Annotated in this window: 24 protein-coding genes; 12 read left to right on the top strand and 12 right to left on the bottom strand. The window is 70.9% G+C overall.

The features are described 5' to 3' along the window. Window positions 1-314 precede the first annotated feature (314 nt). A complete protein-coding gene (locus ACFPZ3_RS66620; RefSeq protein WP_379524692.1) occupies window positions 315-2,324 on the top strand; it encodes an AAA family ATPase in 2,010 nt (669 codons plus the stop codon). 33 nt (window positions 2,325-2,357) lie between these two features. Here ACFPZ3_RS66620 and ACFPZ3_RS66615 read toward each other — a convergent pair whose 3' ends face one another. Both ACFPZ3_RS66615 and ACFPZ3_RS66610 read right to left on the bottom strand, forming a co-directional pair. Then, window positions 2,358-2,975, bottom strand: coding sequence for a LuxR C-terminal-related transcriptional regulator (locus ACFPZ3_RS66615; RefSeq protein WP_379524691.1), 618 nt, complete (start codon window positions 2,973-2,975; stop codon window positions 2,358-2,360). A 750-nt stretch (window positions 2,976-3,725) separates the two neighbouring features. Beyond that, window positions 3,726-4,151 carry a hypothetical protein gene (locus ACFPZ3_RS66610; protein WP_379524690.1) on the bottom strand — a complete coding sequence of 142 codons (426 nt, stop codon included), beginning with the start codon at window positions 4,149-4,151 and terminating at the stop codon, window positions 3,726-3,728. 119 nt (window positions 4,152-4,270) lie between these two features. On the opposite strand from ACFPZ3_RS66610, the gene ACFPZ3_RS66605 reads away from it, so the two are divergent. After that, on the top strand, window positions 4,271-6,076 hold the full coding sequence (locus tag ACFPZ3_RS66605) for a flavin-containing monooxygenase (protein ID WP_379524689.1): 1,806 nt from the start codon (window positions 4,271-4,273) through the stop codon (window positions 6,074-6,076). A gap of 4 nt (window positions 6,077-6,080) precedes the next feature. On the opposite strand, the gene ACFPZ3_RS66600 is transcribed toward ACFPZ3_RS66605, so the two are convergent. Further along, window positions 6,081-7,295 carry an epoxide hydrolase family protein gene (locus ACFPZ3_RS66600; RefSeq protein ID WP_379524688.1) on the bottom strand — a complete coding sequence of 405 codons (1,215 nt, stop codon included), beginning with the start codon at window positions 7,293-7,295 and terminating at the stop codon, window positions 6,081-6,083. A gap of 8 nt (window positions 7,296-7,303) precedes the next feature. Then, the gene (locus ACFPZ3_RS66595; protein ID WP_379524687.1) at window positions 7,304-7,744 is read right to left on the bottom strand and encodes a MarR family winged helix-turn-helix transcriptional regulator; all 441 of its coding nucleotides are present in this window, start codon (window positions 7,742-7,744) and stop codon (window positions 7,304-7,306) included. A 114-nt stretch (window positions 7,745-7,858) separates the two neighbouring features. Here ACFPZ3_RS66595 and ACFPZ3_RS66590 point away from each other — a divergent pair, with 114 nt between their 5' ends. Next, window positions 7,859-8,959 (top strand): hypothetical protein, encoded by a 1,101-nt coding sequence (locus tag ACFPZ3_RS66590; RefSeq protein WP_379524686.1) that lies wholly within the window; start codon window positions 7,859-7,861, stop codon window positions 8,957-8,959. A gap of 22 nt (window positions 8,960-8,981) precedes the next feature. On the opposite strand, the gene ACFPZ3_RS66585 is transcribed toward ACFPZ3_RS66590, so the two are convergent. The 4 genes from ACFPZ3_RS66585 to ACFPZ3_RS66570 all read right to left on the bottom strand — a co-directional run bounded on the left by ACFPZ3_RS66585 (window position 8,982) and on the right by ACFPZ3_RS66570 (window position 11,759). Further along, window positions 8,982-10,103 (bottom strand): WD40 repeat domain-containing protein, encoded by a 1,122-nt coding sequence (locus ACFPZ3_RS66585; RefSeq protein WP_379524685.1) that lies wholly within the window; start codon window positions 10,101-10,103, stop codon window positions 8,982-8,984. Then, the gene (locus ACFPZ3_RS66580; RefSeq protein WP_379524684.1) at window positions 10,100-10,630 is read right to left on the bottom strand and encodes a SigE family RNA polymerase sigma factor; all 531 of its coding nucleotides are present in this window, start codon (window positions 10,628-10,630) and stop codon (window positions 10,100-10,102) included. Before ACFPZ3_RS66580 ends, ACFPZ3_RS66585 begins: the two co-directional genes overlap by 4 nt. Before the next feature lie 54 nt (window positions 10,631-10,684). Further along, on the bottom strand, window positions 10,685-11,278 hold the full coding sequence (locus ACFPZ3_RS66575) for a TetR/AcrR family transcriptional regulator (RefSeq protein ID WP_379524683.1): 594 nt from the start codon (window positions 11,276-11,278) through the stop codon (window positions 10,685-10,687). Window positions 11,279-11,396: 118 nt separating this feature from the next. After that, window positions 11,397-11,759 (bottom strand): hypothetical protein, encoded by a 363-nt coding sequence (locus ACFPZ3_RS66570; RefSeq protein WP_379524682.1) that lies wholly within the window; start codon window positions 11,757-11,759, stop codon window positions 11,397-11,399. Window positions 11,760-12,078: 319 nt separating this feature from the next. On the opposite strand from ACFPZ3_RS66570, the gene ACFPZ3_RS66565 reads away from it, so the two are divergent. The 4 genes from ACFPZ3_RS66565 to ACFPZ3_RS66550 all read left to right on the top strand — a co-directional run bounded on the left by ACFPZ3_RS66565 (window position 12,079) and on the right by ACFPZ3_RS66550 (window position 16,759). Further along, a complete protein-coding gene (locus tag ACFPZ3_RS66565; RefSeq protein WP_379524681.1) occupies window positions 12,079-12,915 on the top strand; it encodes a hypothetical protein in 837 nt (278 codons plus the stop codon). Window positions 12,916-13,131: 216 nt separating this feature from the next. Beyond that, the gene (locus tag ACFPZ3_RS66560) at window positions 13,132-13,905 is read left to right on the top strand and encodes a hypothetical protein (RefSeq protein ID WP_379524680.1); all 774 of its coding nucleotides are present in this window, start codon (window positions 13,132-13,134) and stop codon (window positions 13,903-13,905) included. Between the two features lie 153 nt (window positions 13,906-14,058). Continuing rightward, complete coding sequence (locus ACFPZ3_RS66555; RefSeq protein WP_379524679.1) at window positions 14,059-15,195, top strand: hypothetical protein; 1,137 nt, start codon at window positions 14,059-14,061, stop codon at window positions 15,193-15,195. 136 nt (window positions 15,196-15,331) lie between these two features. Continuing rightward, window positions 15,332-16,759, top strand: coding sequence for a hypothetical protein (locus ACFPZ3_RS66550; RefSeq protein WP_379524678.1), 1,428 nt, complete (start codon window positions 15,332-15,334; stop codon window positions 16,757-16,759). Window positions 16,760-16,787: 28 nt separating this feature from the next. On the opposite strand, the gene ACFPZ3_RS66545 is transcribed toward ACFPZ3_RS66550, so the two are convergent. Genes ACFPZ3_RS66545 through ACFPZ3_RS66535 form a run of 3 tightly spaced genes read right to left on the bottom strand, consistent with a single transcriptional unit; the run spans window position 16,788 to window position 19,194 of the window. Further along, complete coding sequence (locus tag ACFPZ3_RS66545) at window positions 16,788-17,819, bottom strand: methyltransferase (RefSeq protein WP_379524677.1); 1,032 nt, start codon at window positions 17,817-17,819, stop codon at window positions 16,788-16,790. Between the two features lie 21 nt (window positions 17,820-17,840). Next, the gene (locus ACFPZ3_RS66540; protein ID WP_379524676.1) at window positions 17,841-18,683 is read right to left on the bottom strand and encodes an SAM-dependent methyltransferase; all 843 of its coding nucleotides are present in this window, start codon (window positions 18,681-18,683) and stop codon (window positions 17,841-17,843) included. 7 nt (window positions 18,684-18,690) lie between these two features. Then, on the bottom strand, window positions 18,691-19,194 hold the full coding sequence (locus ACFPZ3_RS66535; protein ID WP_379524675.1) for an AAA family ATPase: 504 nt from the start codon (window positions 19,192-19,194) through the stop codon (window positions 18,691-18,693). Window positions 19,195-19,231: 37 nt separating this feature from the next. Between ACFPZ3_RS66535 and ACFPZ3_RS66530 the strand changes: the two genes are divergently transcribed. Continuing rightward, on the top strand, window positions 19,232-19,801 hold the full coding sequence (locus ACFPZ3_RS66530; RefSeq protein WP_379524674.1) for a TetR/AcrR family transcriptional regulator: 570 nt from the start codon (window positions 19,232-19,234) through the stop codon (window positions 19,799-19,801). Window positions 19,802-19,825: 24 nt separating this feature from the next. After that, window positions 19,826-20,212, top strand: coding sequence for a tautomerase family protein (locus ACFPZ3_RS66525; RefSeq protein ID WP_379524673.1), 387 nt, complete (start codon window positions 19,826-19,828; stop codon window positions 20,210-20,212). Window positions 20,213-20,436: 224 nt separating this feature from the next. Here ACFPZ3_RS66525 and ACFPZ3_RS66520 read toward each other — a convergent pair whose 3' ends face one another. Then, window positions 20,437-21,966, bottom strand: coding sequence for a hypothetical protein (locus tag ACFPZ3_RS66520; RefSeq protein WP_379524672.1), 1,530 nt, complete (start codon window positions 21,964-21,966; stop codon window positions 20,437-20,439). 187 nt (window positions 21,967-22,153) lie between these two features. Here ACFPZ3_RS66520 and ACFPZ3_RS66515 point away from each other — a divergent pair, with 187 nt between their 5' ends. From ACFPZ3_RS66515 to ACFPZ3_RS66505, 3 genes are all read left to right on the top strand, one after another. Further along, on the top strand, window positions 22,154-22,426 hold the full coding sequence (locus ACFPZ3_RS66515) for a hypothetical protein (RefSeq protein ID WP_379524671.1): 273 nt from the start codon (window positions 22,154-22,156) through the stop codon (window positions 22,424-22,426). A gap of 67 nt (window positions 22,427-22,493) precedes the next feature. Next, window positions 22,494-22,940, top strand: a complete 447-nt coding sequence (locus ACFPZ3_RS66510) for a MarR family winged helix-turn-helix transcriptional regulator (protein ID WP_379524670.1) — start codon at window positions 22,494-22,496, stop codon at window positions 22,938-22,940. A 104-nt stretch (window positions 22,941-23,044) separates the two neighbouring features. Next, on the top strand, window positions 23,045-23,644 hold the full coding sequence (locus tag ACFPZ3_RS66505) for a TetR/AcrR family transcriptional regulator (protein ID WP_379524669.1): 600 nt from the start codon (window positions 23,045-23,047) through the stop codon (window positions 23,642-23,644). Window positions 23,645-23,809 lie beyond the last annotated feature (165 nt).

Below are 23,809 nucleotides of genomic sequence, written 5' to 3'. Positions count from 1 at the left end.
CGCTACGACCTGTACCGCATCTACGACAACGAGTGGTGGCACTTCGAACACCGCCCGGAACGCCGCGGCACGCCACCACCCCGCCGACCCCACCCCGGCGCGGGCCACCTCATCGAGAACAGGGACCAGACGTAACCCACGAGCCACCGCGGAAGGCCGTTTCCGTGAAACCGCCGGCACTGCCCAGGACGGATTTCGGGATGCAGGAGATCAACCCATATATGGACTTTCTGCTCGTGCAGCGCCAGGTAGGAGCCGGCGCGCATCAGGCGGGACATGTTCGCACATTCGTTTCCGAGGGCGGGACCAGCAGGATGGAAGTTGCGATAGCCCGCGGGAAGGCGGCTTCGCTTGGAGGACGTCTCGAGGCTGCCAGAGAACGCGCCTTCACGGGGCGGAAAGAGGAGCTGGCGGCCTTTGACTCGGCTCTGCTCAGCGGCGGCCAGGTGTTGTTCGTGCACGGCCCGGGCGGGGTGGGCAAGTCGGCGCTGCTGCGGCGTTTCGCCCAGCAGGCGGTCGCGGCGGGACGGCCGGTGACGGCGCTGGACGGGCGGACGCTGGACCCGTCGCCGCCCTCGTTCGAGGCCGTGGCGGGGCGTGCGCTCACCGACGAGCGTGCGGTGCTGCTCATCGACACTTTCGAACAGCTCCATGGCCTGGAAGGCTGGCTGCGCGAGTGCCTCTTGCCTCGTCTGCCGGCCGGCGCCGTGGTCGTGGTGGCCGGACGCATCCCGCCGGACCTGGTGTGGCAGGCCGATCCGGGCTGGGCCGGCACTCTGCGGCTCATCGCGCTGCGCGACCTGGAGCCGGTGGACGCCGCGGCGCTGCTGGAGGCCCGTGGCGTGGCCGGTGAACTGCGCGATCCGCTGCTCGCCTTCGCCGGCGGGCACCCGCTCGCCCTGTCGCTCGGAGCCACGGTGGCGATCAAGGGCAGCGCCGCCGGCTCGCGCTGGAGACCCACCCACGACATGGTCGTCACCCTGCTCGACCAGCTCATCGGCGAGGTGCCCAGCCGTGCGCACCGGCACGCCCTGCAGGTGTGCGCGCACACATACATGACCACCCAGGACGTGCTGCGCGCGGTCCTGCCCGACGACGACGCCGCGGCCCTGTTCTCCTGGCTGAGGCGGCAGCCGTTCATCGAGTCCAGCCCGCTCGGGCTGTACCCGCACGACGTCGTACGCGAGATCCTCGAAGCCGATCTGCGCTGGCGCGACCCGAAGGGCTACGCCGACCTGCACCGGCGCATCAACACCCATCTCATGGCCCGCATCCACGCCGACGACGACATGGACGTGCTCGGTGCCGTCGGCTCGCTGTTCTACCTGCACCGCGGCGAAGGGCGGACGCCGGAGCCGCACTTCTGGCACGGCCAGGACGAGGTGTACGAGGACGTCTTCCGCCCCGAGGACACCGAGGACCTGCTGCGCCTCGCCGCCACGTACGATGCCGGATCGGCGGCCGCCGTCTCCCACTGGACGGTCAGGCAGCCGCAGGCATTCCGTCTCTACCGGAGGACGGGCGACGGCGAGTTGGCGGCCGCCACCGCCTGGCTCCGCCTGGACACGCAGGTGGAAGCACAGGCGGACCCGGTCGTCGCCACAGCCTGGGCCAACGCTCACGCCGTGGCCCCGCTGCGACCCGGCGAGCATCTGGCCGTCGGCCGGAGCTGGGTGCACGAGCGCTACCGCGGCACGTCGCCGGTGACGGACCTGATCCAGTGGCGGACCGTGGGCTGGTGCCTGCGCTCGGAACGCATGGCCTGGTCGTTCATGGCCGTGCACGGCGAGGACCCTTCGCGCGACCATTACAACATGCACGACCTCGGGGACCACGCGTGGGAGGGTGACGCCGAGTACGTCCTGCGTGCCCACGACTGGCGGGCCGTGCCCGCGCACCTCTGGCTGGAACGCCTGCTGCCGGTCGGCCGGCAGCGGGCCCGGATCACGCACGAGCCGGAGCTGGCGGTGCTGTCACAAGCGGAGTTCACCGAAGCCCTCCGCAAGGCCCTGCGCCACCTGTCGAAACAGGCCCAGCTGGCCGCCAACCCCCTCACCCGCGGCAGACTCCTCGCTGGTCAGGCCGACCCCGCCAGGGCCCTGCGCGCGCTGCTCGAACAGGCCATCAACGACCTGAGCCAAGATCCGCGGGCCGGAAAGCTCCACCGCGCCCTCGACCTCACCTACCTCCGTGGCGCCCCCACCCAGGAGGCCGCCGCCGAACGCCTGGGCCTGCCCTTCACCACCTACCGCCGTCACCTGCTGGCCGGCATCGAACGCATCTGCGAAGACCTCTGGCGCCGCGAACTCCACGGGTCGAGCTGAGCGTGGTCAGCCGAGGGCGCCGAGTAGGGAGCGTCAGGCCATGGCCGCCGTGGCTTCGGGCAGGGATGTGCGGATCTGTCTGCGGTACACGATGCCGAGCTTGGCGAAGACCTTGCGCAGGTGCCATTCGACGGTGTGCGGGCTGATGAACATTTGGGCGCCGATCTCGGGATTGGTCAGCCCGTCACCGGCCAGGCGTGCGATGTGCGCTTCCTGAACGGTCAGGGTGGTGCCTGACCCGGTGGGGCGCTTGCGTACATGCTCGCCGGTGGCGTGCAGTTCACGGCGGGCGCGTTCGGTGAACGCCTCGGCGCCCATCTGGCTGAACATCTCGTAGGCGATGCCCAAGTGCCTGCGCGCGTCAGTGCGGCGGTTCTCCCGGCGCAGCCACTCACCGTAGAGCAGTTGGGTGCGGGCGCAGGTGATCCGGACGTCGGTGCGGCCGAGCCGCTCGATCGCCTCCCGATGCAGGCTCTCGGCGGCTGGTCCGTCGCTGACCTGGGCACGCACGCTCGCCGAGGTGCCGAGGGCCCAGTCGGTGCCACTGGCCTGGGCCAGCGCGTCGAGTCGCGCGGCGGCTTCGGCGGCGCGGGCCGGCCTTCCGCGGGTTTCCCTGGGTCTCGGCGACGATGCGATCCCGGACCCGCTCATCCAGCCGCCCGGGAGTCACCGAGTCCAGCAGGGCACGGGCGTCGCTGTCGCTCAAGCGTCCCACCTCGAGCTGCGGCAGCCCCGCCAGCTCGGGTTGCAGGGCGTGCTCGCGCACCGCGAGCACCAGCCCGATCCGCTTGGCGAGCAGCCGCCGGGCGACGAAGGCGACAGTCTGCGCCGAGACCCGGTCCAGCCACTGGGCGTCATCGATCAGGCAGACCAGCGGCTCCTTCTCGGCCACGTCGGCGAGCAGGCTGAGCACTGCGAGCCCGACCAGGAAGCGGTCCGGCGGCGCGCCCGCGCTCAGCCCGAACGCCGTCTCCAGCGCGTCACGCTGCGGCTCCGCCAGGTGAGCCACGCAGCCGCGACCTGGGATCTGAGCCGGCCACCAGCACCGCCCGACCGGTACGGCGCGCGTCGATGTCACGGCCGGGCACGGTCACACCGTTGTGGCTCAAGTGCTCATCCCGTTCCGTGGATCGCCACTCGGCCAAAGGCAGGGGAGAGGTCATGGGTTTCCACATCTGTGAGCATTTCGACGAAGGTTTGAAGCAATGCAGCTGATGCGCGAGTGGGAGCCATGCCGAGGTCTGTCCCGATCGGGTGCGCAAGACCATGGAAGCAGGCGTGATGACCGTGAGACGAGGCAGAACAACAGGCAGAAGTATCCAGCCGACATCCCCTCTGGCCGGATCGTGGCGTTCTTGACCGGCCCGGGGATCGCTCTGACGCGCTATCAGCGGGTGGGGTTCACCGCTGGGTGACCGGGGCCAGCAGCATGCCGACGACGGCGTCGACCAGGCGGGTGGTCGTCGCCTCCCAGCCGGCGCCCGTCATTCCGTCGGCCAGCTCGCGTTCCTTCTGGGCGCACATGTGCACGACCAGGATCCGGACCATGTCGTCGCGGTCCGTGCGGACCTGGTCCGGCAGGTCGGGCAGGCAGCGATTCAACCCGTCGGCGGCCTGCCGCATGGTGGGCGAGTCGCGCGCGTCGTCGATGATCAGCACGCGCAGGGCCGGATCCGTCATCAGTTGGGCGGCGAAGCGGGCGTACCAGCTGGGGGTCGGCAGCGTGGCGACATGATCGGTGATCGGGCGGACCATGCACGAGACCCAGTCGCGGAGTTGGGTGCTGCCGTCGTACCGGATGAGCAGATGTGAGCGGATCTCGTCCATGGCGGTGGTGTGCTTGGCTAGGCGCGAAGCGAACGGACGTGATGTGGCCGTACGGCCCGCTTCACGACACAGGCCATCGTCCATTGACGCACCGCGGACGAGCTGACAGAAGAGGGAGCATGTCCACCTCTCACGCAGTGAGCGACGAGTCCGGCATCGACCTCGACGCGCTACGGGCGAAGTACAGCGCCGAGCGTGACCGGCGTATCCGGCCTGATGGCGCCGCGCAGTACCGGCGCGCGGCGGGCGAGTTCGGCTACTACGCCACCGACCCCTACACCGAGCGCACCGAGCGGGCGCCGCTGTCCGACCGGGTCGAGGCCGTGGTGGTCGGCGGCGGTTTCGGCGGGCTGATGACCGGCGCCCGCCTGCGCCAGGCCGGTGTCGAGGACCTGCGGCTGATCGAAGAGGGCGGTGACGTCGGCGGCACCTGGTACTGGAACCGCTACCCGGGGATTCACTGCGACATCGAGTCCTACGAGTACATGCCGCTGCTGGAGGAGATCGGCTACGTCCCGAAGTGGCGCTACGCACCTGGCGGGGAGATCCGGGAGCACGCGGTCGCACTCGCGGAGCGCTTCGATCTCTACCGTGACGCGTTGTTCCACACCCGGGTGAGCGAATTGCGCTGGGACGACGACGCCGGCGAATGGCAGGTACGCACCGATCGCGGCGACGCCTTCCGCGCCCGATACGTCGTGGTGTCCAGCGGCACGCTCACCCAGCCCAAACTGCCCGGTATTCCCGGCATCGAGACGTTCCAGGGACACACGTTCCACACCAGCCGCTGGGACTACGGCTACACCGGTGGCGACCAGACCGGCGGCCTGCACAAGCTCGCCGGCAAGAAGGTCGGCGTGGTGGGCACCGGGGCCACCGGCATCCAGGTCATCCCGCACGTGGGCCGCGACGCCCAGCACCTGTACGTCTTCCAGCGCACCCCGTCGTCGGTGGACGTGCGCGACAACCGTCCCACGGACCCGGCCTGGGCGGCGTCCCTGGAGCCGGGCTGGCAGCGGGAACGCATGGACAACTTCCTGACCGTCGTCACCGGTGGCAAGGCCGACCGGGACCTGGTCGCCGACGGGTGGACGAGCACCGCCGGGCTGCAGCGCACGTTCCTGCCCGGCACCGATTCCGGGCTGAGCGCCGAGGAACTGGAACTGGCCGACCTCGCCAAGATGAACCAGATCCGGGCCCGCATCGACCGGGTCGTCGCGGACCCGGCGACGGCCGAGCTGCTCAAGCCCTGGTACCGCTACATGTGCAAGCGGCCCACCTTCAGCGACCACTACCTGCAGACGTTCAACCGGCCCGACGTCACCCTCGTGGACACCGCCGACCACGGCGGCGTCACCGGCATGACCGAGAACGCCGTCCTGGTCGGCGACCGGGCGTACGAGGTGGACTGCGTCATCTTCGCCACCGGCTTCGAGGTCGGCGTCTCAGGCGTCATCTCCGGCACCTTGCCGGTGTACGGGCGCGGCGGCGTACCGCTGCTGCAGGCGTGGGCGCGAGGCCCGCGGACCCTGCACGGCTTCTACAGCCACGGCTTCCCGAACCTCTTTCACCTCGGCTCGCTGCAGAACGCCGCGGCGGTGAACTTCGTGCACGTCTTGCAGGAGCAGGCCGGACACATCGGCGCGGTCGTAGGCGAGGCCCGCAAGCACGGTGCCCGCTGGATCGAACCGAGCGAGCAGGCCGAGCAGGACTGGGTCGCCACCATCGCGGCCACGGCCCCGGACAACTATGCGTTCCAGGCGGAATGCACTCCCGGCTACTACAACAACGAAGGCAGGCCGCGGCCGCGCAGCTCCTCCTACGGCCCGGGCCCGGTCGACTTCCACCGGCTGCTGCGCCAGTGGCGCGAGGGCGGTGGCATGGCCGACGTTCTGGTCCCGCCGCCGGCCAAGCCATCATCGTGACCGGTCAGCGGCGATCCCGGAACGTGCGGCGCAGGTCGTCGACCCACTGGTCCGGGACCTCCCACGGGATGAAGTGCCCGCCATGGTCGTGGGCGGTGATGTTGACGTGGTTGTACCAGGCCGCCCGGTCGCCGTCGAGGAAGTTGCGCACCCGCTGCTCGCTCGTCCGCACGCCCGGCGGGTTCTCGTAGCCGACGAACGTGATGCCCGTGGGCGCCTCGACCACCGGCCACCGGTCGTGTGACGGGGTCCACGGGTAGCGGTTGTTGTTGGCGTAGGTACGGATCGAGGTGTCGATCGCGTTGCCCGCCCAGAAGATCGTGGCGTGCGTGAGCAGGTCGTCCTTGGTGAACACGGTCTCCACGTCCCCGCCGTTGTCCGACCATTTCGTCCAGCGCTCCAGGATCCAGGCGAGCATGCCGGCCGGGGAGTCGGCCAGCCCGTAGCCGAGCGTGGACGGGGCGAGCATGTGCGCGGCCAGGTGCACGGCGAAGCGGCGCTCCAGCTCGACGATCCGATCGTGTACGTCGTCGGGCAGGCCCTCGGGAATGGGCACCCCGCCGCTCATGTCCCAGGCGCGCTCGCCGTTGAACAGGGTGAGCTTCAGCGCCGAGCCGATGTGGATGGCGTGCAGCTCATCGGCGTACTTGTGGCCGAGCTGCCCGGTGATCAGCGCGCCGACGTCGCAGCCCGCGGCGGCGTACCTGTCGTGCCCGAGGACGCCCGTCATCAGCTCGTGCCAGACATCGGCGATCTTCCAGAAGTTCATGTCCGGGTGCCGCGTCAGCGGCGTGGAGAAACCGAACCCCGGCAGGGACGGCACGATCACGTCGAACGCCTCCGCCGGATCCCCTCCGTACGCGGCGGGGTCGGCGAGCGGGTCGATCACCTTCGACCAGTGCCAGAACGTCCACGGCCAGCCGTGGCTGAGGATCAGCGGCACCGGGTCCGGCCCGACGCCGGGCTTGCGCATGAAGTGCACGGGCACGCCGCCGACGTCCACCCGGTAGTGCTCATAGGCGTTGATCGCCCGCTCGGCGGCACGCCAGTCGAAGCCGTCGGCCCAGTAGGCGACCAGCTCCTGCAGGTAACCGCGGCGCACGCCGTAGCGGCCGTCGTCGTTGCCGGCGTCAAGCGGCCACTTGGTCATGGTGAGCCGGCGGCGCAGGTCGTCCAGCACCTCGTCGGGCACGTGCAGCGGGATGGGTGGGGGCAACATGAGAACTCCTAGTCGTCGAGCCGGGCGGCGATCTCGGTCAGGCGGGCCAGGACGCGCGCCGTCGCGGCGAGCTGGGCGCGCTCGTCCTCGCTCAGGTGGTCCACCAGCCGGGCCACCCTCGCCACCCGGTCCTCGTGGCGGGACCTGACGATGAGATCGCCCTCCGGAGTGAGGGACAGCAGGACGGCCCGCCCGTCGCGCGGGTCCTGGCGGCGCGACACCAGCCCGTCCTGCTCCAGCCTGGCGACCAGGCTCGTCAGCGCGGGCTGCTTGAGCTGCTCCGTCGCCGTCAGGTCGGTCAGGCGCATCGGGCCGCCGCGGGCCAGGGTGTGCAGCACGGACAGGGCCGAGAAGCTGAGCCTCCTGACCGAAGGGAGCCGGATGAAGTACGTGTTGAAGTCCTCGATCGTGGTGGTCAGCGCGTCGAGGTCCAGGGCGTCCGTGGACATGACCCCATTTATATCAATACTCGATGTAAATGCGCGCGGGCGTCCGCTGGTGCCGTACGCGGGAGGTGCGCGAACGCGTGATGCCGTTCCTCTCGCCGTGAGAAGATCGAAGCCATGCTGAGCCTGCCCCGAACCGACGACGCCCCCGGACCGACTACGAGCCGGCAGGTCGCTGTCTTAATGGGCGACCACCGGCCCGCGGCGGCCGTCCCCGGCCTTCCCGACGGGGCCGCCACGGCGCCCGGAGTCGGCGGGGAGTCGGTGCTCGCGGGATCGGCCGGGATCTGGGAGGGCGGTCCGGGAGGCACCGGGTCGTGGGTGGTCGGCGGGGGAGACGAGAGCGTCGGGCGGATCGGCGGGCTGCGGCCGAGGCGGCGGGCCGGCGACGGGGGTGAGGTGCCCGGGGCCGACGTCGACCTGGTGGACGCACTGGCCGCGCCGGTTCGTGCCACCGTGGCCGCCTGGTTGCGCGAAAAGCCGTCCCCGGCCGCGCGGCAGGGCAGGCTGCAGGTCCTGGCCGCGTTCCTGCGCTGGTTGCGCGCCGTGGAGCCGGACCTCGAACCGTTCGCGGTCACCGGAGCGCACCTCGACGGCTACTGCGACGCGGCGCTCGCCGGGACCCTCACCATCGGCGTCCGCACCCCCGGCAAACCCCTGGCCAGGGCGACCGTGGCCAGGAAACGCGCCGTCCTGTCGTCGTTCTACACCTTCGCCTGGCGAAGCGGCGCCGTACGGCATGACCTGGAGATCGGCGACGTCGGGACACTGACCCGCCAGGACCGGCGGCTGCTGCGCCAGGGCATCGCCCGGCTGGCCGCCGACGGCCGGCCCGCCGAGGCCGCGGCCATCGCGCTGCTGGACGCCACCGGCGCGCCCGCCGACGCCCTGGCCGGGCTGACCCTGCAGGACCTGCGGGCGGTGATCGCCGGGGAGCCGGCCATCGTGACCGTGGACGACGGCCGGGGACACCTCGTCGCCTTCCCGATCCCGCCGGTGGCCCGCCCCCTGCTGACTGCCCTGTCCTCCACCCTGACCGCCGGCGAGCCGCTGATCAGGCGGGCCGACGGCCGTCCCGTGGACGTGCGGTGGCTCAGGGCCGCCCTCACCGACGCCGCCCTGGCGGGGGGCATCCCGCGCCGCCGGGCGGAGTCGCTGGACCCGCACATGATGCGCGCCACCACCGTCACCCAGCTGCTGCGCGAGCGGGCGAGGTAGCGGGCCGCCGGATCGAGGGAGCCTAGTGGTTGCCCGACTCCGTCCCGGGAAGCACCAGCATGCGCATGCGACGTCCGTCGCCGTAGCGGGTCAGCAGCCGGGCCTTGCCGGTCTTGACGTCCACTCCGTAGCCGAACCGGCCCTGGCTGTTCGTGTACGTCACCGTGACCTCCGACGCGGACCGCCACACGGTGGTGCCGTCCATCCCGAAGGCCTTGGGCATGCCGTTGATCTCCACCTTGCGCAGGGTCCGGCCGGTCTTGACGTCGAGCAGGGTGAGCGTCTGCTTGTGGCTGCGGCGGTCGGCCATGTCCTGCGCGGCGACCGTGCGGCCGTCCGGCGAGACCTCGCTGAAGGCGATGAACACGCCGTCGAAGCGCACCGGCTTGCCGCCCCCTGCGACGGGCCGCAGCCACAGGTCGGTCTTGATGTAGCGGATCAGCTCGACGTGACCGTCCTTGATGCCGACGGTCTCGTACTTGCCGTTCAGTGTCGCCCGCGCGCCGGTCCGCGTGTCGATCAGCACTCCGGGGTACTTGCTCCCCACCCGCGGGTCGAAGACCAGGTGGCGGCCGTCGTCGGAGAGGACGAGTGTGGAGCCGATGCCGATCTTCTCCTCCGGCACCGTCACCGGCGAGGTCACCTCGGTCCCGGTCACCATGTCGCGCACCACATGCGCCTGGGCGTCGCGGCTGTAGTAGGCGAGCTTGCGCCCGTCCCGGCTGATCGCCACGGGGACGGGGCGATCGTTCACGTTGTAGGCGAGCGCCTGTGGCATCCGGTACGTCCGCCCCGTCGTGGTGACCACCCGCCACTCCACCGAACCGCAGTCGACCGTCGCCTGCTGCTTGCTGATGTAGTCCACCTCGCAGAGCGTCTGGTAGGCGTACGTGAGCGCCCCCACCGGCCCATCGGGCAGGTCGGGCACCACGGCGGCGTCCTGCGGCGCGGCGGCGTCGGCGGCCCATCGCCCCGGCAGTGACACGGCTGCGCTCGCCCCGCCCACCACCGCCACCGTCGCGACGGCGGCCAGCGCCAGCGTGGCCCGCCGCCGGCGCCGGTGGCCGGCGATGGCCGCGTCGGCCAGGTTCACCGGGGGAGCCTCGGCGGCGATGCCGTCCAGTGCCTCACGCAGCCTCGTCATCGGGCGACCTCCTTCATCTCGGACTTGATCTCGTGCTCGGACAGCAGATGCTCAAGTTCGGGTGCGATCGTGCGCAGGCGGGCCAGCGAACGGTGCACCTGGCTCTTGACGTTGCCGAGGGAGCAGCCGAGCACGTCGGCCGTCTGCGCCTCGGTGAGGTCCTCCCAGAAGCGCAGCACGATCACGGCGCGCTGTTTGGTGGTGAGCTTGGCCAGCGCCTGGCGTAACACGATCCGGTCGAGCGCGGTGTCGTCAGGGGAGACGCCGCGCTCGGGAACCTCGGCGCTCGGCACCTCGCGGCTCGGCCGGCGCCTCCAGGAGATGTACTGGTTGACCAGCGCCTTGCGCGTGTAAGCCTCGGGATTGCCGCCCCTGGCCAGCTTGTCCCACTGCCCCACGACCTTGATCAGGACGCTCTGCAGCAGGTCCTCGGCGAGATGGGCGTCTCCCGTGAGCAGGTACGCGGTCCGCATCAGCGCTTGCTGACGGGCGAGCACGAACTCGCGGAATCCGTCGTGACGGTCCAAAGTGATCTCCTCTCGCCCCTTCCCAACGCCATCCGGCGAGCGAAAGGTTGCACCTCAAGGAGTCAGCGGGGAAAGTGCGATCGCGCGCCGCATCGCCTCGCGTACCCGCTCCGGCGGGTCGCCCTGGCGCAGGCTGGTGAAGGCGGCCGCGCCCACGGCGCCGCACACCCCGCCGACCAGCGTCGCCGCGGCCACCCGGTCGAGCTCCCCAGGGCAGGCCCGCAGCAGCGCGTCGGTCAGTTCGGCGTGCGCGGCCAGGAAACGCTGCAGCAGCCGGGACTGCGCGGCCGGGGACGAGGCGAGCACGTCGGTGCGCACCCGGGCCAGCCCGGTGCTCAGGTCGGCCCAGGCGCGCGTGATCAACTCCTCGATCGCCCGCGCCAGGACGTCGGCGGGCCGCTCATCGGGCCGCCGGTCGGCGATGACGCTGAGACACAGGTCCATCCGCACGACGGTGTCGCCCAGCAGCACGTCCTCTTTGGCGGGAAAGTGCAGGAAGAAGGTCCGGGTGGACACGTCGGCCGCCGCGGCGATCTGGGCGACCGTGGTCCGGTCGTAGCCCTGCTGCTCGAACAGCCGCATCGCCTCGGCGACGAGCGCCTGTCGCGTGCGCTGCTTCTTGCGTTCCCTGCGCCCCGGTTCCTCCACTCCAGGGACCTTACAGAATGTTCAGTCGCCGCCCATCCGGTTGCCTTGTCTGTGAGAGAAGAAGAGGGCGCGCGTGCGGACCGGTCTCCTGTGCGGAGACCGGCCGGCTGTCAGAGCCTCAGGAGCTGAAGTACCAGGCGATCGAGCATGTGTCTCCCGGACTTGAGCCCGGCGTCTGAGTCTGGCGCAGCGTGTCCGCCGGGCAACCCCACTGGACCATGACCGTGTCGCCGTCCGGTTCCGCGCACTTACGTGTTCGTACGACACCCGGCTGAGCTGCTTCCAGCCGCTCGGCCTGATCGCAGGCGTCCGGCCCGTCGTAGACCACGCAGGCGGAGACGATGCCGCACGGCTCGAACAACCACCGGTCCGACGGCTCGGGCGAGCCCGTCCGAGGCACGGATGCCGCCTCGGCGGCGGGGACCGAGACGGCCACGACCACCGAGACGAGCGTGGTCAGCAACATGGCGAGTCCTCTCACGCCCTCGTCACTCCTTCCTCGTCGGACCCCCTCCAGATCATGGGGGCACAGCATGCAGTGTCCGGGCCGCGCTGCCGCGGGAGTAGATGAAGGGCGCTCATCTAGTCGCGTCGTCACGCACCGAGACCGGCGGCCCCGTTGACCAGCGGCCCGCGGCGCCGCTGGTCAACGGCTTGAGCCAATGGACAACGCGGCCATCTGGATGGTCATCGCCCGGCCCCGTACTCCTGAAGCATCCAGATGCGGATCGGCGCTCCGGGGGGCTCTCGTACGAGGGCGCCGCCATCGCCGGCCGCGTCAACGCGAAAGGAGAAGCACCGTGAGTGCACCTTCAAAGCTGCGCAAGACGGTGGCCGGCGTGGCCATCGGCAGCGCGGTTCTCGCCGGCGGGTTCGTCGGCACGGCCAACGCCGGCACCAGGACGACCTCGATGGCAGCCGGTCCCTTCGATCCCTCCGGCCTCTTCGGCTCAGGAGACGGCTTCAACCCGTCCGACTTCCTGCCTTCGGGTGGTTCGGACGGCTTCAAGATCCCCGGCCTCGGCGACAACGGGCCGTCGCTGAACGACGTCGGCAAGATCGTCCAGGACCTCCTCCCCGGCCCGCGCGGCGACTCCAAGACGTCCAGGACGGAGCCGAGGAGGGACGGCGGCTGGCGCGGGCGTCTGGAGGGCGTGCTCGGAGACATCCTCGAGAAGAGGTGGCCGACGGGCCGCTCGAAGGGCCGCTGGGAATCGTATGCGAAGTGGTACAGGCAGCTGCGGCCGGGCCGGCAGAACCAGTCCTGCGGCAGGGACCGCCCCTTCGTCGAGCTGTTCGGCACGAGGTTCGGGGGGAACAAGTTCAGCCGCCGGGACGCCATCGGGAGCGTGACCCCCAGGGCGAAGCTGTTCCTGGACCGCAGAGCCTTCCTGGTGCCGTTCGGTAACAATCTCCTGCCCAGGAGCACCGTCAACTTCGTCTTCCTGTCGAGGAAGGGCGCGCAGGTCTTCTACCCGCAGCCCAAGGTCTCCCGCAATTCAGTCCTCAACGACACCTATCGGTACGACCTGAGGTTCCTCGACGAGGATCTCGAGTACACCGTGGTCGCCGCCTACCAAAACAAGTGCGGCAAGTCGGTCAGGGATGTCCTGGGCGTGCTCGAGAAGAGGTCCTAGAACCCCCACGCATGCCGCAGTCGCCTGGCGGGAGCGACCGAGCTTCGGCCAGGCGCGCATACCGAGAGCACACGCCGAAGTCTGAGACAACCCAACTGGAGGTACCCCGTGAACCCGACACCCCGATCGACCCGCTCGCGCCAGGGGCTGCGACGACACCGTGGGCGCGTGGCGGCGACCGTCGCGATCCTCGCCGTCCTGACCGGCGGCGGGAGCGTGGCGGTCAGCCAGGCCATGGCGGCCGCGGACCCTTGCGACGCCAAGACCGACCTGTTCTGTATCGAGGACGCTCCTGCCCCGGCGGACACCACTGAATCGATGGACGAGATCGTGACGGATCCGGCGGACGAATCCGGAGAGGCCGGCGCGACCCTCGAAGAAGCCGCCCCGGAGGCGGCCGACACCGAGGCAGGCACTGACACGGAATCCACCACTGACACGGAAACCAGCACCGGCACGGAATCCAGCACCGGCACGGATACCGGCACCGACACGGATACCGGCACCGACACGGATACCGGCACCGACACGGAATCCAGCATTGACACGGAGACCGCGGGGCAGAACGCCACCTTCGAGATTCGCACCGCGATCGACGAGGCGATGCGCATGCTCAAGGACTACCCGAGCTGCGAGAGCAAGGTGACCGGAAAGTCCAAGTACAAGGCGTCCGTCATTCTCGGCACCCTGGACACCAACAAGCGTCTCAAAGACGCCACCAGCAGGAGCAAGACCCAGTTCCTGACCGGCAGGCCGGTGAAGGCCGAGGCGGTCAGCCAGGGCGACGGCTCCAACGGCACCATCACGTTCTACGCGGGCTGGCTGCTGTCGTCCACCACGACGACGCTGTCCGACGAGGAGTCCCGGGTCCTGACCTTGCTGCACGAGCTCGGTCACCTGACCGGTTCCCTGTCGGCGAAGGACGCCGACGCGGAGCCGTGGGAGGACGACGTGAAGGGGGTGTGCATCGTCCCCGCGCGGACGAAGTGAGTGATCGCCCCAGTGTGAATCGTTGATCGCGGGTGGCCCCTGGAGTCAGGGGCCACCCGCTTTTGTGCACTTGACACCTGTGGTCAGAGGCAGCCGTCCGTCGGCCGGGCAGCCACGAATAGGGGGTGACAATTCTCGTCAGGGGGCACGAACATGCATGACAACACGACAAGGGGGCGGAGGGAGCGGCCGGTGCCGCCCGGCCCGCTTCAGGAATTCGCCCAGGGTCTGCGCGAGCTCCGCGCGGATGCGGGTAATCCGAGTTACCGGGCGATGGAACGCAAGGCGGGCTACTCCGCCTCCGCCCTGTCCGCGGCCGCGTCGGGGGACCGGTTGCCGAGCCTGGGGGTCACGCAGGCGTACGTGGGCGCGTGCGGCGGCGACCAGGAGGAGTGGAGCCGGAGATGGCACGTCGTCAGGTCGGAGCTGGACGCCACGTGCGACACCGGCGACGACACCGCTGAGGACACCGCTGAGGACACCGCCGCCGACGGCTCCGTGGACGGCTCCGTGGACGACCGCACCGCACTGCTTGAGCCCGCCTCGCATGCTCAGCGCCGGTCCGCACTCCCGCGCCGCCGCGCGGTGAGGCTCTGGGGGAGCTTCGTCGCGCTCGGGCTGATCGTGCTGGTCACGGCCAGCACGTTCGGCAAGGACCTGCCGTCCTGGATGATCTCGGCGACGAAGACCGACGACCTGCCATCGGCCGGGACGCAGCGGGAGGCGCCGGTGTCCGCCGCCCAGCAGGCCGCCGAGAACGCCCAGGTCCGTACGACTCCACTCAAGCCCGTCTTCACAGCCGTCGCCGGACCCGACTGCCCGCGTGACACCAGCCGTACCGTACGCATGAGCGGCGTTCCGGGTGACGACGGCTGGAAGGCGGCAGAGGCCCCCGGCTGGACGGGCGAAGGCTGCGGAAACGGCCTGCTGTTCTCGAAGCTGGCGTACGACCCTCAGTCCACCGAACGCCCGCAGAACTCCTTCCAGTGGAGATTCACCACGGGTCTGCGCGGCCACCGTCAGTGCTTCGTCGAGGTTTACGTCCCTAAGGTTCCCCAATCCGCCCAGCGCGTCTGGTACACGGTCAGGGACGGCTTCGACGACGACGCCCGCACGGTCGCGGAGTTCACGCTCGACCAGCGCTCGCGGCAGGGCACCTGGGTCCCGACGCCGTTCCCCGTCGCGGTCACCAGCGGGCTGGTCATGGTGGAGATCCAGGACAACGGCATGGGCAACGCGACCGGCGACCAGTCCATGGCGGCCGGTCCTGCCCGGCTCTCGTGCCTGTGAAGCGCGCTCCGGTCGCGGGCGCTGAACGTTGGTCATCACCTTCACCTGGCTGGTCATCATTTCGCGCCGTATCCAAGGTTGCGGAGAGTCGATCGCACGCCGGCCCGAGCGAGGCCGGCGACAACTAGGGGGCACGATGACGAACGAGAACGGGACGGCGAGCGGACGGCAGAGGCATCCGGCGCCGGCGCTCCACCTCTTCGCCCAGGGGTTACGCGACCTCAGGGCGGCGGCGGGCTCGCCGAGTTACCGGGCCATGGAGCGGAAGACGGGCTGCCCCGCCTACGCCCTGTCGGCGGCCGCGTCGGGGGACGCGCTGCCGACCCTGGTGATCACCCAGGCGTACGTGGAAGCCTGCGACGGCGACCAGGAGGAATGGACCCGATCCTGGCACTCGATCAGCGCCCGCCTGGAACGCAGAGGCCGCCACGCGGCACACGACACGGTGGAGTTCCCCCGAGCCACCCGCCCCGACCCCCTGCGACCCACACCATCCGAGGACCTGCGGGTCATGGGGGCTGAGCCGCCACTGCCTCGGCCGGGCGAGGACCTGCGAGTCATGCGTGCCGAACCACCACGGCCCCTGTCGGGCGAGTCGCTGCGCACCACCTCGGCCGATCAGCGGCAGGCCGCACGGTCAGAGGCGCCGCCGGTTCCTCCGGTCGAGCCGCCTGAGGCCACGCCGGCGCAACCCCCTCGTCAGGGACGGCGGCGGAACTCCGTCAAGGTCTGGGTGATCGCCGGGGTGCTCGCGCAGGCCGGGTTGCTGGCGGCGGCCCTGCTCCGCCCGAGCCCGGAGCCCACCCCCACGTCCGCCGCGCAGGCCGAGGACCAGCCCAAAGCGGGCCGGACAGCCCAGGCGCAGCCGTCCGAGGGCCGGACCGGCCAACCGTCCGACCGCAGGACCGGCGAGCCGTCCGAGGGCCGGACCGCGCAGCCCGGGCAACAACGCTCACAACAAACCCCAGCCGGTACGGAGCCGCGCACACAGCGGACCCCGGCCCCGGGCACGCAGCCGACCCCCGCCCAGGGAAAGGCCGGGGCGGTGAGCGCGCCCCGGCCCGCCTTCGCGGCGATCGCAGGCCCCGGGTGCCCGCGTGACACCAGCCGCACCGTCAACATCAACGGCGTGCCGGGCAGGAGCGGCTGGAAGGACGCCGAGGCCCCCGGCTGGACGGGCGCGGGTTGCGGGGAGGGGTTCCTGTTCTCGGAGCTGACCTTCGACCCCAAGACCGCCGAACATCCGCGCAACGTCTTCCAGTGGCGGTTCACGACCGGCCTGCGCGGTCCGCGCCAGTGCCTCGTGGGCGTGTACGTCCCCAAGTCCGGCCTGGCCGGCCAGCGGGTCTGGTACACGGTCAGGGACGGCTTCGACGACGACGCGCGCACGATCGGGGAGTTCACCCTGGACCAGCGCATGCGGCAGGGCACCTGGGTCCCGGCCCCGGTGCCGGTCACGGTCGCGAGCGGCCTGGTCATGGTGGAGATCAAGGACACCGGTTCGGGGAACACCACAGGCGACCAGTCGATGGCGGCGGGCCCGGTCCGCCTGGCCTGCCTGTGACGGGACCCGGTGACAAGGCCGGCGATCGTCAGTCGCCGGCCGTCGCTTCGACGATGGACAGGACCGTCCCCGTGGGGATGACCCGCGACAGCCGGAGCCCGGCCGCCTCCAGCAGCCGGGCGAACTCGGCCTCGGTACGCTCACGGCCGGTGAGCCCCGTCATCAGCAGCACGTCCACCGCCTTGGCCTGATGGGGCTCGGAGCCGGCCGGGATGACCGCGTCGACGACCAGGACCCGCCCGCCGGCCGCCATGGCCCGGCGGCAGTTGCCGAGGATCCGTACGCACTGGTCGTCGTCCCAGTCGTGCAGGACCCGCTTGACCATGTAGACGTCGGCGGCGGGCACCTCGGTGAAGAAGTCACCGGGGGAGAGCCGCCAGCGGCCCTTGACCTCATCGACGTCCAGCCGGTGCTCGGCCACCACGTGCGGCGCGTCCAGCAGCACGCCCTCCAGGCCGGTCGCCAGGCGCAGCACCTCCAGCAGGAACCCGCCCTGGCCGCCGCCGACGTCCATCACGGTCCCTGCCGCGGGGAAGTCGTAGGAGGCGGCGATGGGCGCGTTCTCCTGGTCGGAGAAGGCCGCCATGCCGCTGTGGAAGGCGGTCGCGGCCTGCTGGTCGCGGGCGACGTACTCGAAGAACGGCATGCCGAAGAGGTCCTCGAAGGCTGAGACGCCATGCCTCAGGACCTGCTCCATCTCGCCGGTGGGCTGCCACAGCGAACGCTCGGTGAGCATGAGGATGGCGGGACGCGCCGTCAGGGGCGCGTCCGCGCGCAGCGGCTGCCCGATCGCGGTGAGGCCCCAGCGCCCGTCGGCCAGCTCCTCGAAGATGCCGCGCGTGGCCAGCAGCCGCAGGGTCCTGCGCAGATTGTCCTCGTGTACGCCCGCCCGCCCGGCGAGCTCCGCCACCGTGAGCGGCCCGTTCGCGAGGTGGTCGGCCACGCCGGTCATGGCCACGGCGCGCAGGGCGGCCGGATAGACGTAGGAGAGTGCTTCGTCGATGAGGAAGCGCGTCGCCTCCCGATCGCCGGCGTTCATCCCGCTGATCTCACTTGGCATCGCGATGCCCCTTCCGGAAGGTTACGCGTGGAGGCGGCCGACCCCCCCGAGCACGCCGCCCTTGGCCAGACCCGGTGGCAGGTACGGCTCGTCGTTGCGCCAGTCCTGGACCGGTACGATCCCCGGCTCCAGCAGCTCCAGCCCGGCGAAGTAACCCCGCACGGTCTCCCGGCCGCGCCAGGCGATCGATCCGGAGGCGGAGCGCCGGTAGATGCCCTTGGCCTCGTCCATCTTGTCGGGCTGCCCGGCCTCGGGCTCGATGTAGCTGTGCGAGATCACCAGGTAGCCGCCGGGCACCAGGTTGTCGCGCAGGGTGGAGACGATCGCGGCGACCTCGTCGTCGTCCTGGAAGAAGTGGAAGACGGCGGCCACGATGATCGCCACGGGCCGGCTGAAGTCGAGGTGGGCGGCCGCCGCCTTCAGGATGTCCGCCGGCCGGTGCAGGTCGCCGTCGACCACGGAGGTGCCGGAGCTGTCGGCGAGCAGGGCCTGGGCGTGGACCAGCACGATCGGGTCGTTGTCGACGTAGACGACCTTCGAGTCCGGCGCGACGCCCCGCACCACCTGGTGTACGTTGTTCTGCGTCGGCAGGCCGGTGCCGATGTCGAGGAACTGCCGCACTCCGGACTCGGCGATGTGCCGCACGGCACGGACGAGGAAGCCCCTGTTGGCCCGGGCGACTTCCCGCACGTCGGCGCCGTTGTCACGGGCGAGCCGGACGATCTGCTCGGCCGCTTCCCTGTCGGCGTGGAAGTGGTCCTTGCCGCCCAGGTAGTAGTCGTACATCCGCGCGACGCTGGGAACCGTCGGGTCGACGCCTCGGGGGGCCTGCTCGTCGGTCATCGCCCTGCCATCTTCGGCCATGACGGGATCATATGAGGGATCTTGCCTCGCGCGACACCCACGCGAGGACCCGCGCGGCCACGTCATCCTCCGAGTTGAACACCGTGGGGATCAGCGCGCGCCCCTGGGCCGCGTCCGCGACCGCGTCGTCGATCCATTCCTCTGGCTCGCCCCGCTCGCGCAACCGGCGTACCCGCTCCTCGTCCGGGCAGTCCAGCAGCGCCCAGTGAACCGGCTCCGCCCACCGCGAACCCGGCGCGAGCTCGGCGGCGTCCGGGATCGGGCACAGCAGCGGGACCGGGTGACCGGCCCGGCGCACCATGGTCACGATGCGCGCCCACATCCGGTCGTAGACCGGCCAGACGGGCGCCGCCGCCGGGTCCGCGATGGGCACGCCGATCAGCGCGCCGTCTTCGAGCAGCTCGTCCATGTCCATCACGACCAGCCCGTCAGCGGCCCGGATCAGGTGGGGGAGCAGTGTCGTCTTGCCCGAGGCCGGCGCGCCCGCGAGGAGATGGAGGGGTCCGTGCATGTGATGATCGTATCCTGTACCTACTAGTATGTACGGCATGGACACGAGGGAACGGCTCATCCAGAGCACTCGCGAGCTGCTGTGGGAGCGCGGCTACGTGGGAATGAGCCCGAAGGCGATCCAGGAACGCTCCGGCGCCGGCCAGGGCAGCATGTACCACCACTTCCGCGGCAAACCCGACCTGGCACTCGCCGCGATCGACCGCAGCGCCGGGGAGATGAGGGACCGGGCGGAGACCGCGTTCACCGGCTCCGGCACCGTGATCGAGCGGGTCGCCGCCTACCTGCGGCGGGAGCGGGACGCGCTGAAGGGCTGCCCGGTCGGCCGCCTCACCCAGGATCCCGACGTGATGGCGGACCCGGGACTGAGCGCGCCGATCGAGCGCACCTTCGCCTGGCTCACCGACCGGCTGGCCGGGCTGCTGGCCCAGGGCCGCGAGGACGGCGAGCTCGACGCCTCCCTGGACCCCGCCACCACGGCCACCGCGCTGGTCGCCGTGCTGCAGGGCGGCTACGTGCTGGCCCGCGCCGCGGGCTCGGCCGAGGTGTACGCCCAGGCCGTCGAAGGCGCCCTGGGCCTGCTGGCCGGTCACGTCCGTCAACCGTGAAGTCCTGAGAGGAGAACGACCGACATGCCATTCGTACGCATCGACGCGTTGCGGGCCGGCCCCGACCGGCTCGGCGCGCTCGGCCGCGCCGTGCACGACGCCCTGGTCGAGGCCATCGGCATCCCGCCCGACGACCTGTTCCAGGTCCTGACCGACCACGACGGCACGAGCGGCACCCTGCGCTACGGCGGCTTCCCCGGCGTGCACCGCGACGACGACATCGTCTACGTCGCGATCACCCTGCGCTCCGGCCGCACCCCCGCCCAGAAACAGGCCCTCTACCGGCGGATCGCCGAACTGGCGCAAGACTACGCCGGGACCGAGCCCCGCAACGTCCTCATCACCCTGGCCGAGAACGAGTCGATCGACTGGTCGTTCGCCGACGGCGTGGCGCAGTACGCACAGAACTGAAGCCCTACGGCTGAAGGGCGGCTCGCACCCGCGAGCCCACGTCCGTCCGGCGACGCGGACGTGGCCGCCTTCAGCGGCCTGCGGCAGGGCGGGATCACCGCCGCCTCGCGGGTCGCGGTCATCGGAGCGGGCGGTGTCGGCGCGCTGGCGGGCACGGTGCGGTTCGACACTTCTGGACAATTTGTCAACGGCGGCCCCGGACGCCGGCCGGGGCCGCCGATCGCCTACCGGGCCGTCACCCCGAGGAAGGCCCGCATCTCCTCGCGTATCTCGTCGTCCGGCTCCACCTCGTACGCCGCCCGCACCCACCCGACCGCCTCGTCCGGCACGTCAGGCCAGGCGTCCAGGACCCGCAGAGCACGCCGGCGGAGCCTGACCCCCCGGTTGCGCAGGGCCGTCCTGATGAGGGGCAGCCCCAGGCCGGGATGCGTCTTCAGCGTCTCGACCACGCACTCCAGGGCCCGCTCGTGCTCGCTGCCGAAGATCCGGTCGCCGGGCCCGGTGTCCAGATTCTCCAACGGCAGCGACTCCTCGGCAAGCGCCACCAGGGCGGCGGGCTCGGCCAGGCGGGTCATCTCCTCCCAGAGGTAGGCGTCGCCGGGATGGAGGCGTAGCCGGGCCACGACCTGCGCGAGGATCGGCAGGCCGAGCAGAGACGCGCAGTGCGCCGCCCAGCCGAAGTCCGCCGCGTCGGGGTCCGCCACGCCGGCCAGCGCCATCTCGGACCAGCGCGGCTGCTCCAGCACCTGCTCGTAGCGGCGCAGCAGCGCCGCCCGGTCGCCGGGCGCCCAGCCGTACTCGTCAGAGCGCGGGCGGCGCAGGCACCGCACGATGGTCAGCAGATCATCGAGGCGGGGGATCGTCGCGGTCCGGGTCGCGACCAGGTCCGCATGGCGGGCCAGGGCGGGCACTCCGTCGGCGTACGCGCTGATGCCCGTCGTGGGCCCGCCCTCGCCCCGGACAAGAGTGGCGAGGATGCCGCCCGCGCCGTCCACCAGGGCCTCGTCAGGCTCCGGGTCGAGGAGCGCGGAGTACAGGTCGCCGGTGGAGGCGGCGAGCGGGGCCAGGTATTCCGCCAGGATGTCGTTGCGGTAGCCGCCGCGCAGCAGCCACGCCTTGATCTCCGGGTCGTCGCAGCCTTTGAGCCGTTCGACCGCGTGGATGCGGCCCCAGCCCGTGACCCGTCTGGCCAGCTCGTACACCGCCCGCTGCCGGTCCGGCTGGGTCCTCAGCAGGGCGACGACCGCGTACAGGGTGAACTCTTCGAGCGTGCCGAGCAGGAGCAGCAGTTCGCGGTCGTCCGGGTCGCCGCAGGCGCCGAGGAGGACGATGCCGATCTTGGTGGCTTCGCGGTGGGTGCCGTACTCGGCCAGCCACCGGCCCGCCTCGTGGAGCCGCTTTCCTGGCAGGCTCCTGCGGGACAGCTCGCGCAGCAGGTCGTCGCAGATCGCCAGCGCGGAGGCGCTGGCCAGCCGGTCGTGCAGGTGATCCGGCGGTGCGCCGGACTGCAGCAGGTCGGCGACCTCCGCGACGGTGTCCGGGGCGGGCTCGGTGGAGAAGTGGTGGGAACGGATGCCGTCGAGGACGGTGGAGGAGAAGTACGGCTTGCCGTCGTCCGGGCGAGGGGGCTCGTCCGGCAGCGTCTGGGCATGCGGTGGCCAGGGGCCGAAGCCGTACAGGGAGGACATGGTGATCGCGTGTGCCAGGAAGGTGAGCCGATCGTCGTCGCTCAGCTTCCTCGTGCCGGGGTTCACCGGCTGGGGCGGTGGCCGCCCTTTCCGTAGATCATGGATCTCATGATGCCGTACGGCCCGGGGCGCTGTCACCTCGTGCGGCGGTTTGACGGGCAGCCGTGGGAGTGATGGAATCCCGGGTCAGCGTCGCAGTGCACCCGGCAAGCAGATCGCCGCGGGCATGGAGGCGCCGTAACCCGGGACACCCTTGACCACTCAGGACCGGCTCAACGCCTTCGGCGACCAACTGATCCACGTGCACTCCTGGCTTCGCGCGGAGCCGGCCAGGCTCCGCGAGAACGTCGATCTCCACCTGGAGGGCCGCGCCGCCCGGCCCCGCGACCTGCGAGCCGAGCTGGACGGCCTGGCCGCGTTGATGGAATCGCACTTCACCTACGAGGAACGAAAGATCGTCGCCGCGCTCGACACCATCGGCTGGGACGGCACAACCCCCGATTTCCTGCGGACCGGAAGCACGTGAAGTCGCCAAGGGGTTCGGCGGGTAGGTCAGCGCGTAGCGTGACGGGTGGTGAGGGAAGGGGTGGACCGTGGTGGGCATCGACAGCGAAGAGCTGCTGGGCGTCGCGGCGCTCGTGGCACGGTTGGAGAGCGAGACGCTCGCGTCTCTGGAACCCTCGCTGACCTCCCGGCAGTACCGCCTGCTCCGGGTCATCGACCAGGGACAGGAGACGGCGACCATGATCTACGAGAACGCGACGATCAGCCTCGCCGCGATCTCGCAGAGCGTCGACCTCCTGGTGCAGCGCGGTCTGCTGCGCCGCGCCCGCGCCCCCGAGGACGGGCGCCGCGTCATCCTCAGCCTCACCGACCCCGGCCGCGCCGTCCTCGCGGAGGCCGCCGCCCGCATGGACACCCTCGCCGCCCATCTCATCGGCGCGCCCGCCGAACAGCAGGTCACGGAGCTGCGCCAGGCGCTGCGGCTGCTGCGTGAACGCGTCGTCACCCTGCTGCGATCGAGAGAACCGTCCCGCTGAAGGCGGCGGTTCCGCCTTTCACCTCACCGAGGCGCGAACGCGGCTGCGCTACTGTGGGCATGTGCCCACCATGGGCGCTTGCCCACCATGCGAACGGAGGCACGGTGCCGACAGGGGTGGCTCTGCGTGACGCGCGCGAGCAGTTGTTCGACGCCGCCGAACGTGTCCTGCTCCGCGACGGCCCGAGCGGCCTGACCAGCCGGGCGGTCACCACGGAGGCGGGCTGCGCCAAGGGCGTCCTGCACCGGCACTTCACCGACTTCGACGGCTTCCTCACCGAACTCGTGCTCGACCGCGTCACCAGGATCAACGCCCAGGCCATCGACCTGGGCGACCGTGCCGGGACCGGCAGCGTGGCGGACAACCTCACCGGCGCGCTGGTGGAGGTGTTCGAGCCGGTCGCCGTGGCGGTCGTCGGGCTCGTCATCTCGCGCGACGAGTTGCGGGCCCGGCTGCGTGAGGCCGTGCCGTTCGGCGTGCCGATCCTGACGGACGCGGCTTCCATGATCACGTTCTATCTCGTCGAAGAGCGCGCCATGGGCCGCATCGCGGCGAACGCCGACGCCGGCACGCTCGCGCTCTCCCTGATCGGGGCCGGGCACCTGCTGTTCGCCGACCGCCAGGCCGCCCCGCCGGACTACGCGGCCGTCCACAAGGTCGTGGCGACGGTCATCGCCGACGCCGTGCAGAGACGCCTGCTCTGACCCAGGAGCCGCCGCCCTCGGCGCCCGCTCCTGAGGGGCGCGGGAAGCCCACCAATGAGTAATTCCGTCATTTATCAATCTCGCGCCAAATAGCCCTCACAATCCACCCATGAATGTCCTTATCCCTGGCGTAGGCGCATATCGTTGGCGGTATGACCGTTTCTT

It is taken from the genome of Nonomuraea insulae (assembly GCF_042656245.1).
This window is presented reverse-complemented; position numbering and strand designations above follow the sequence as displayed.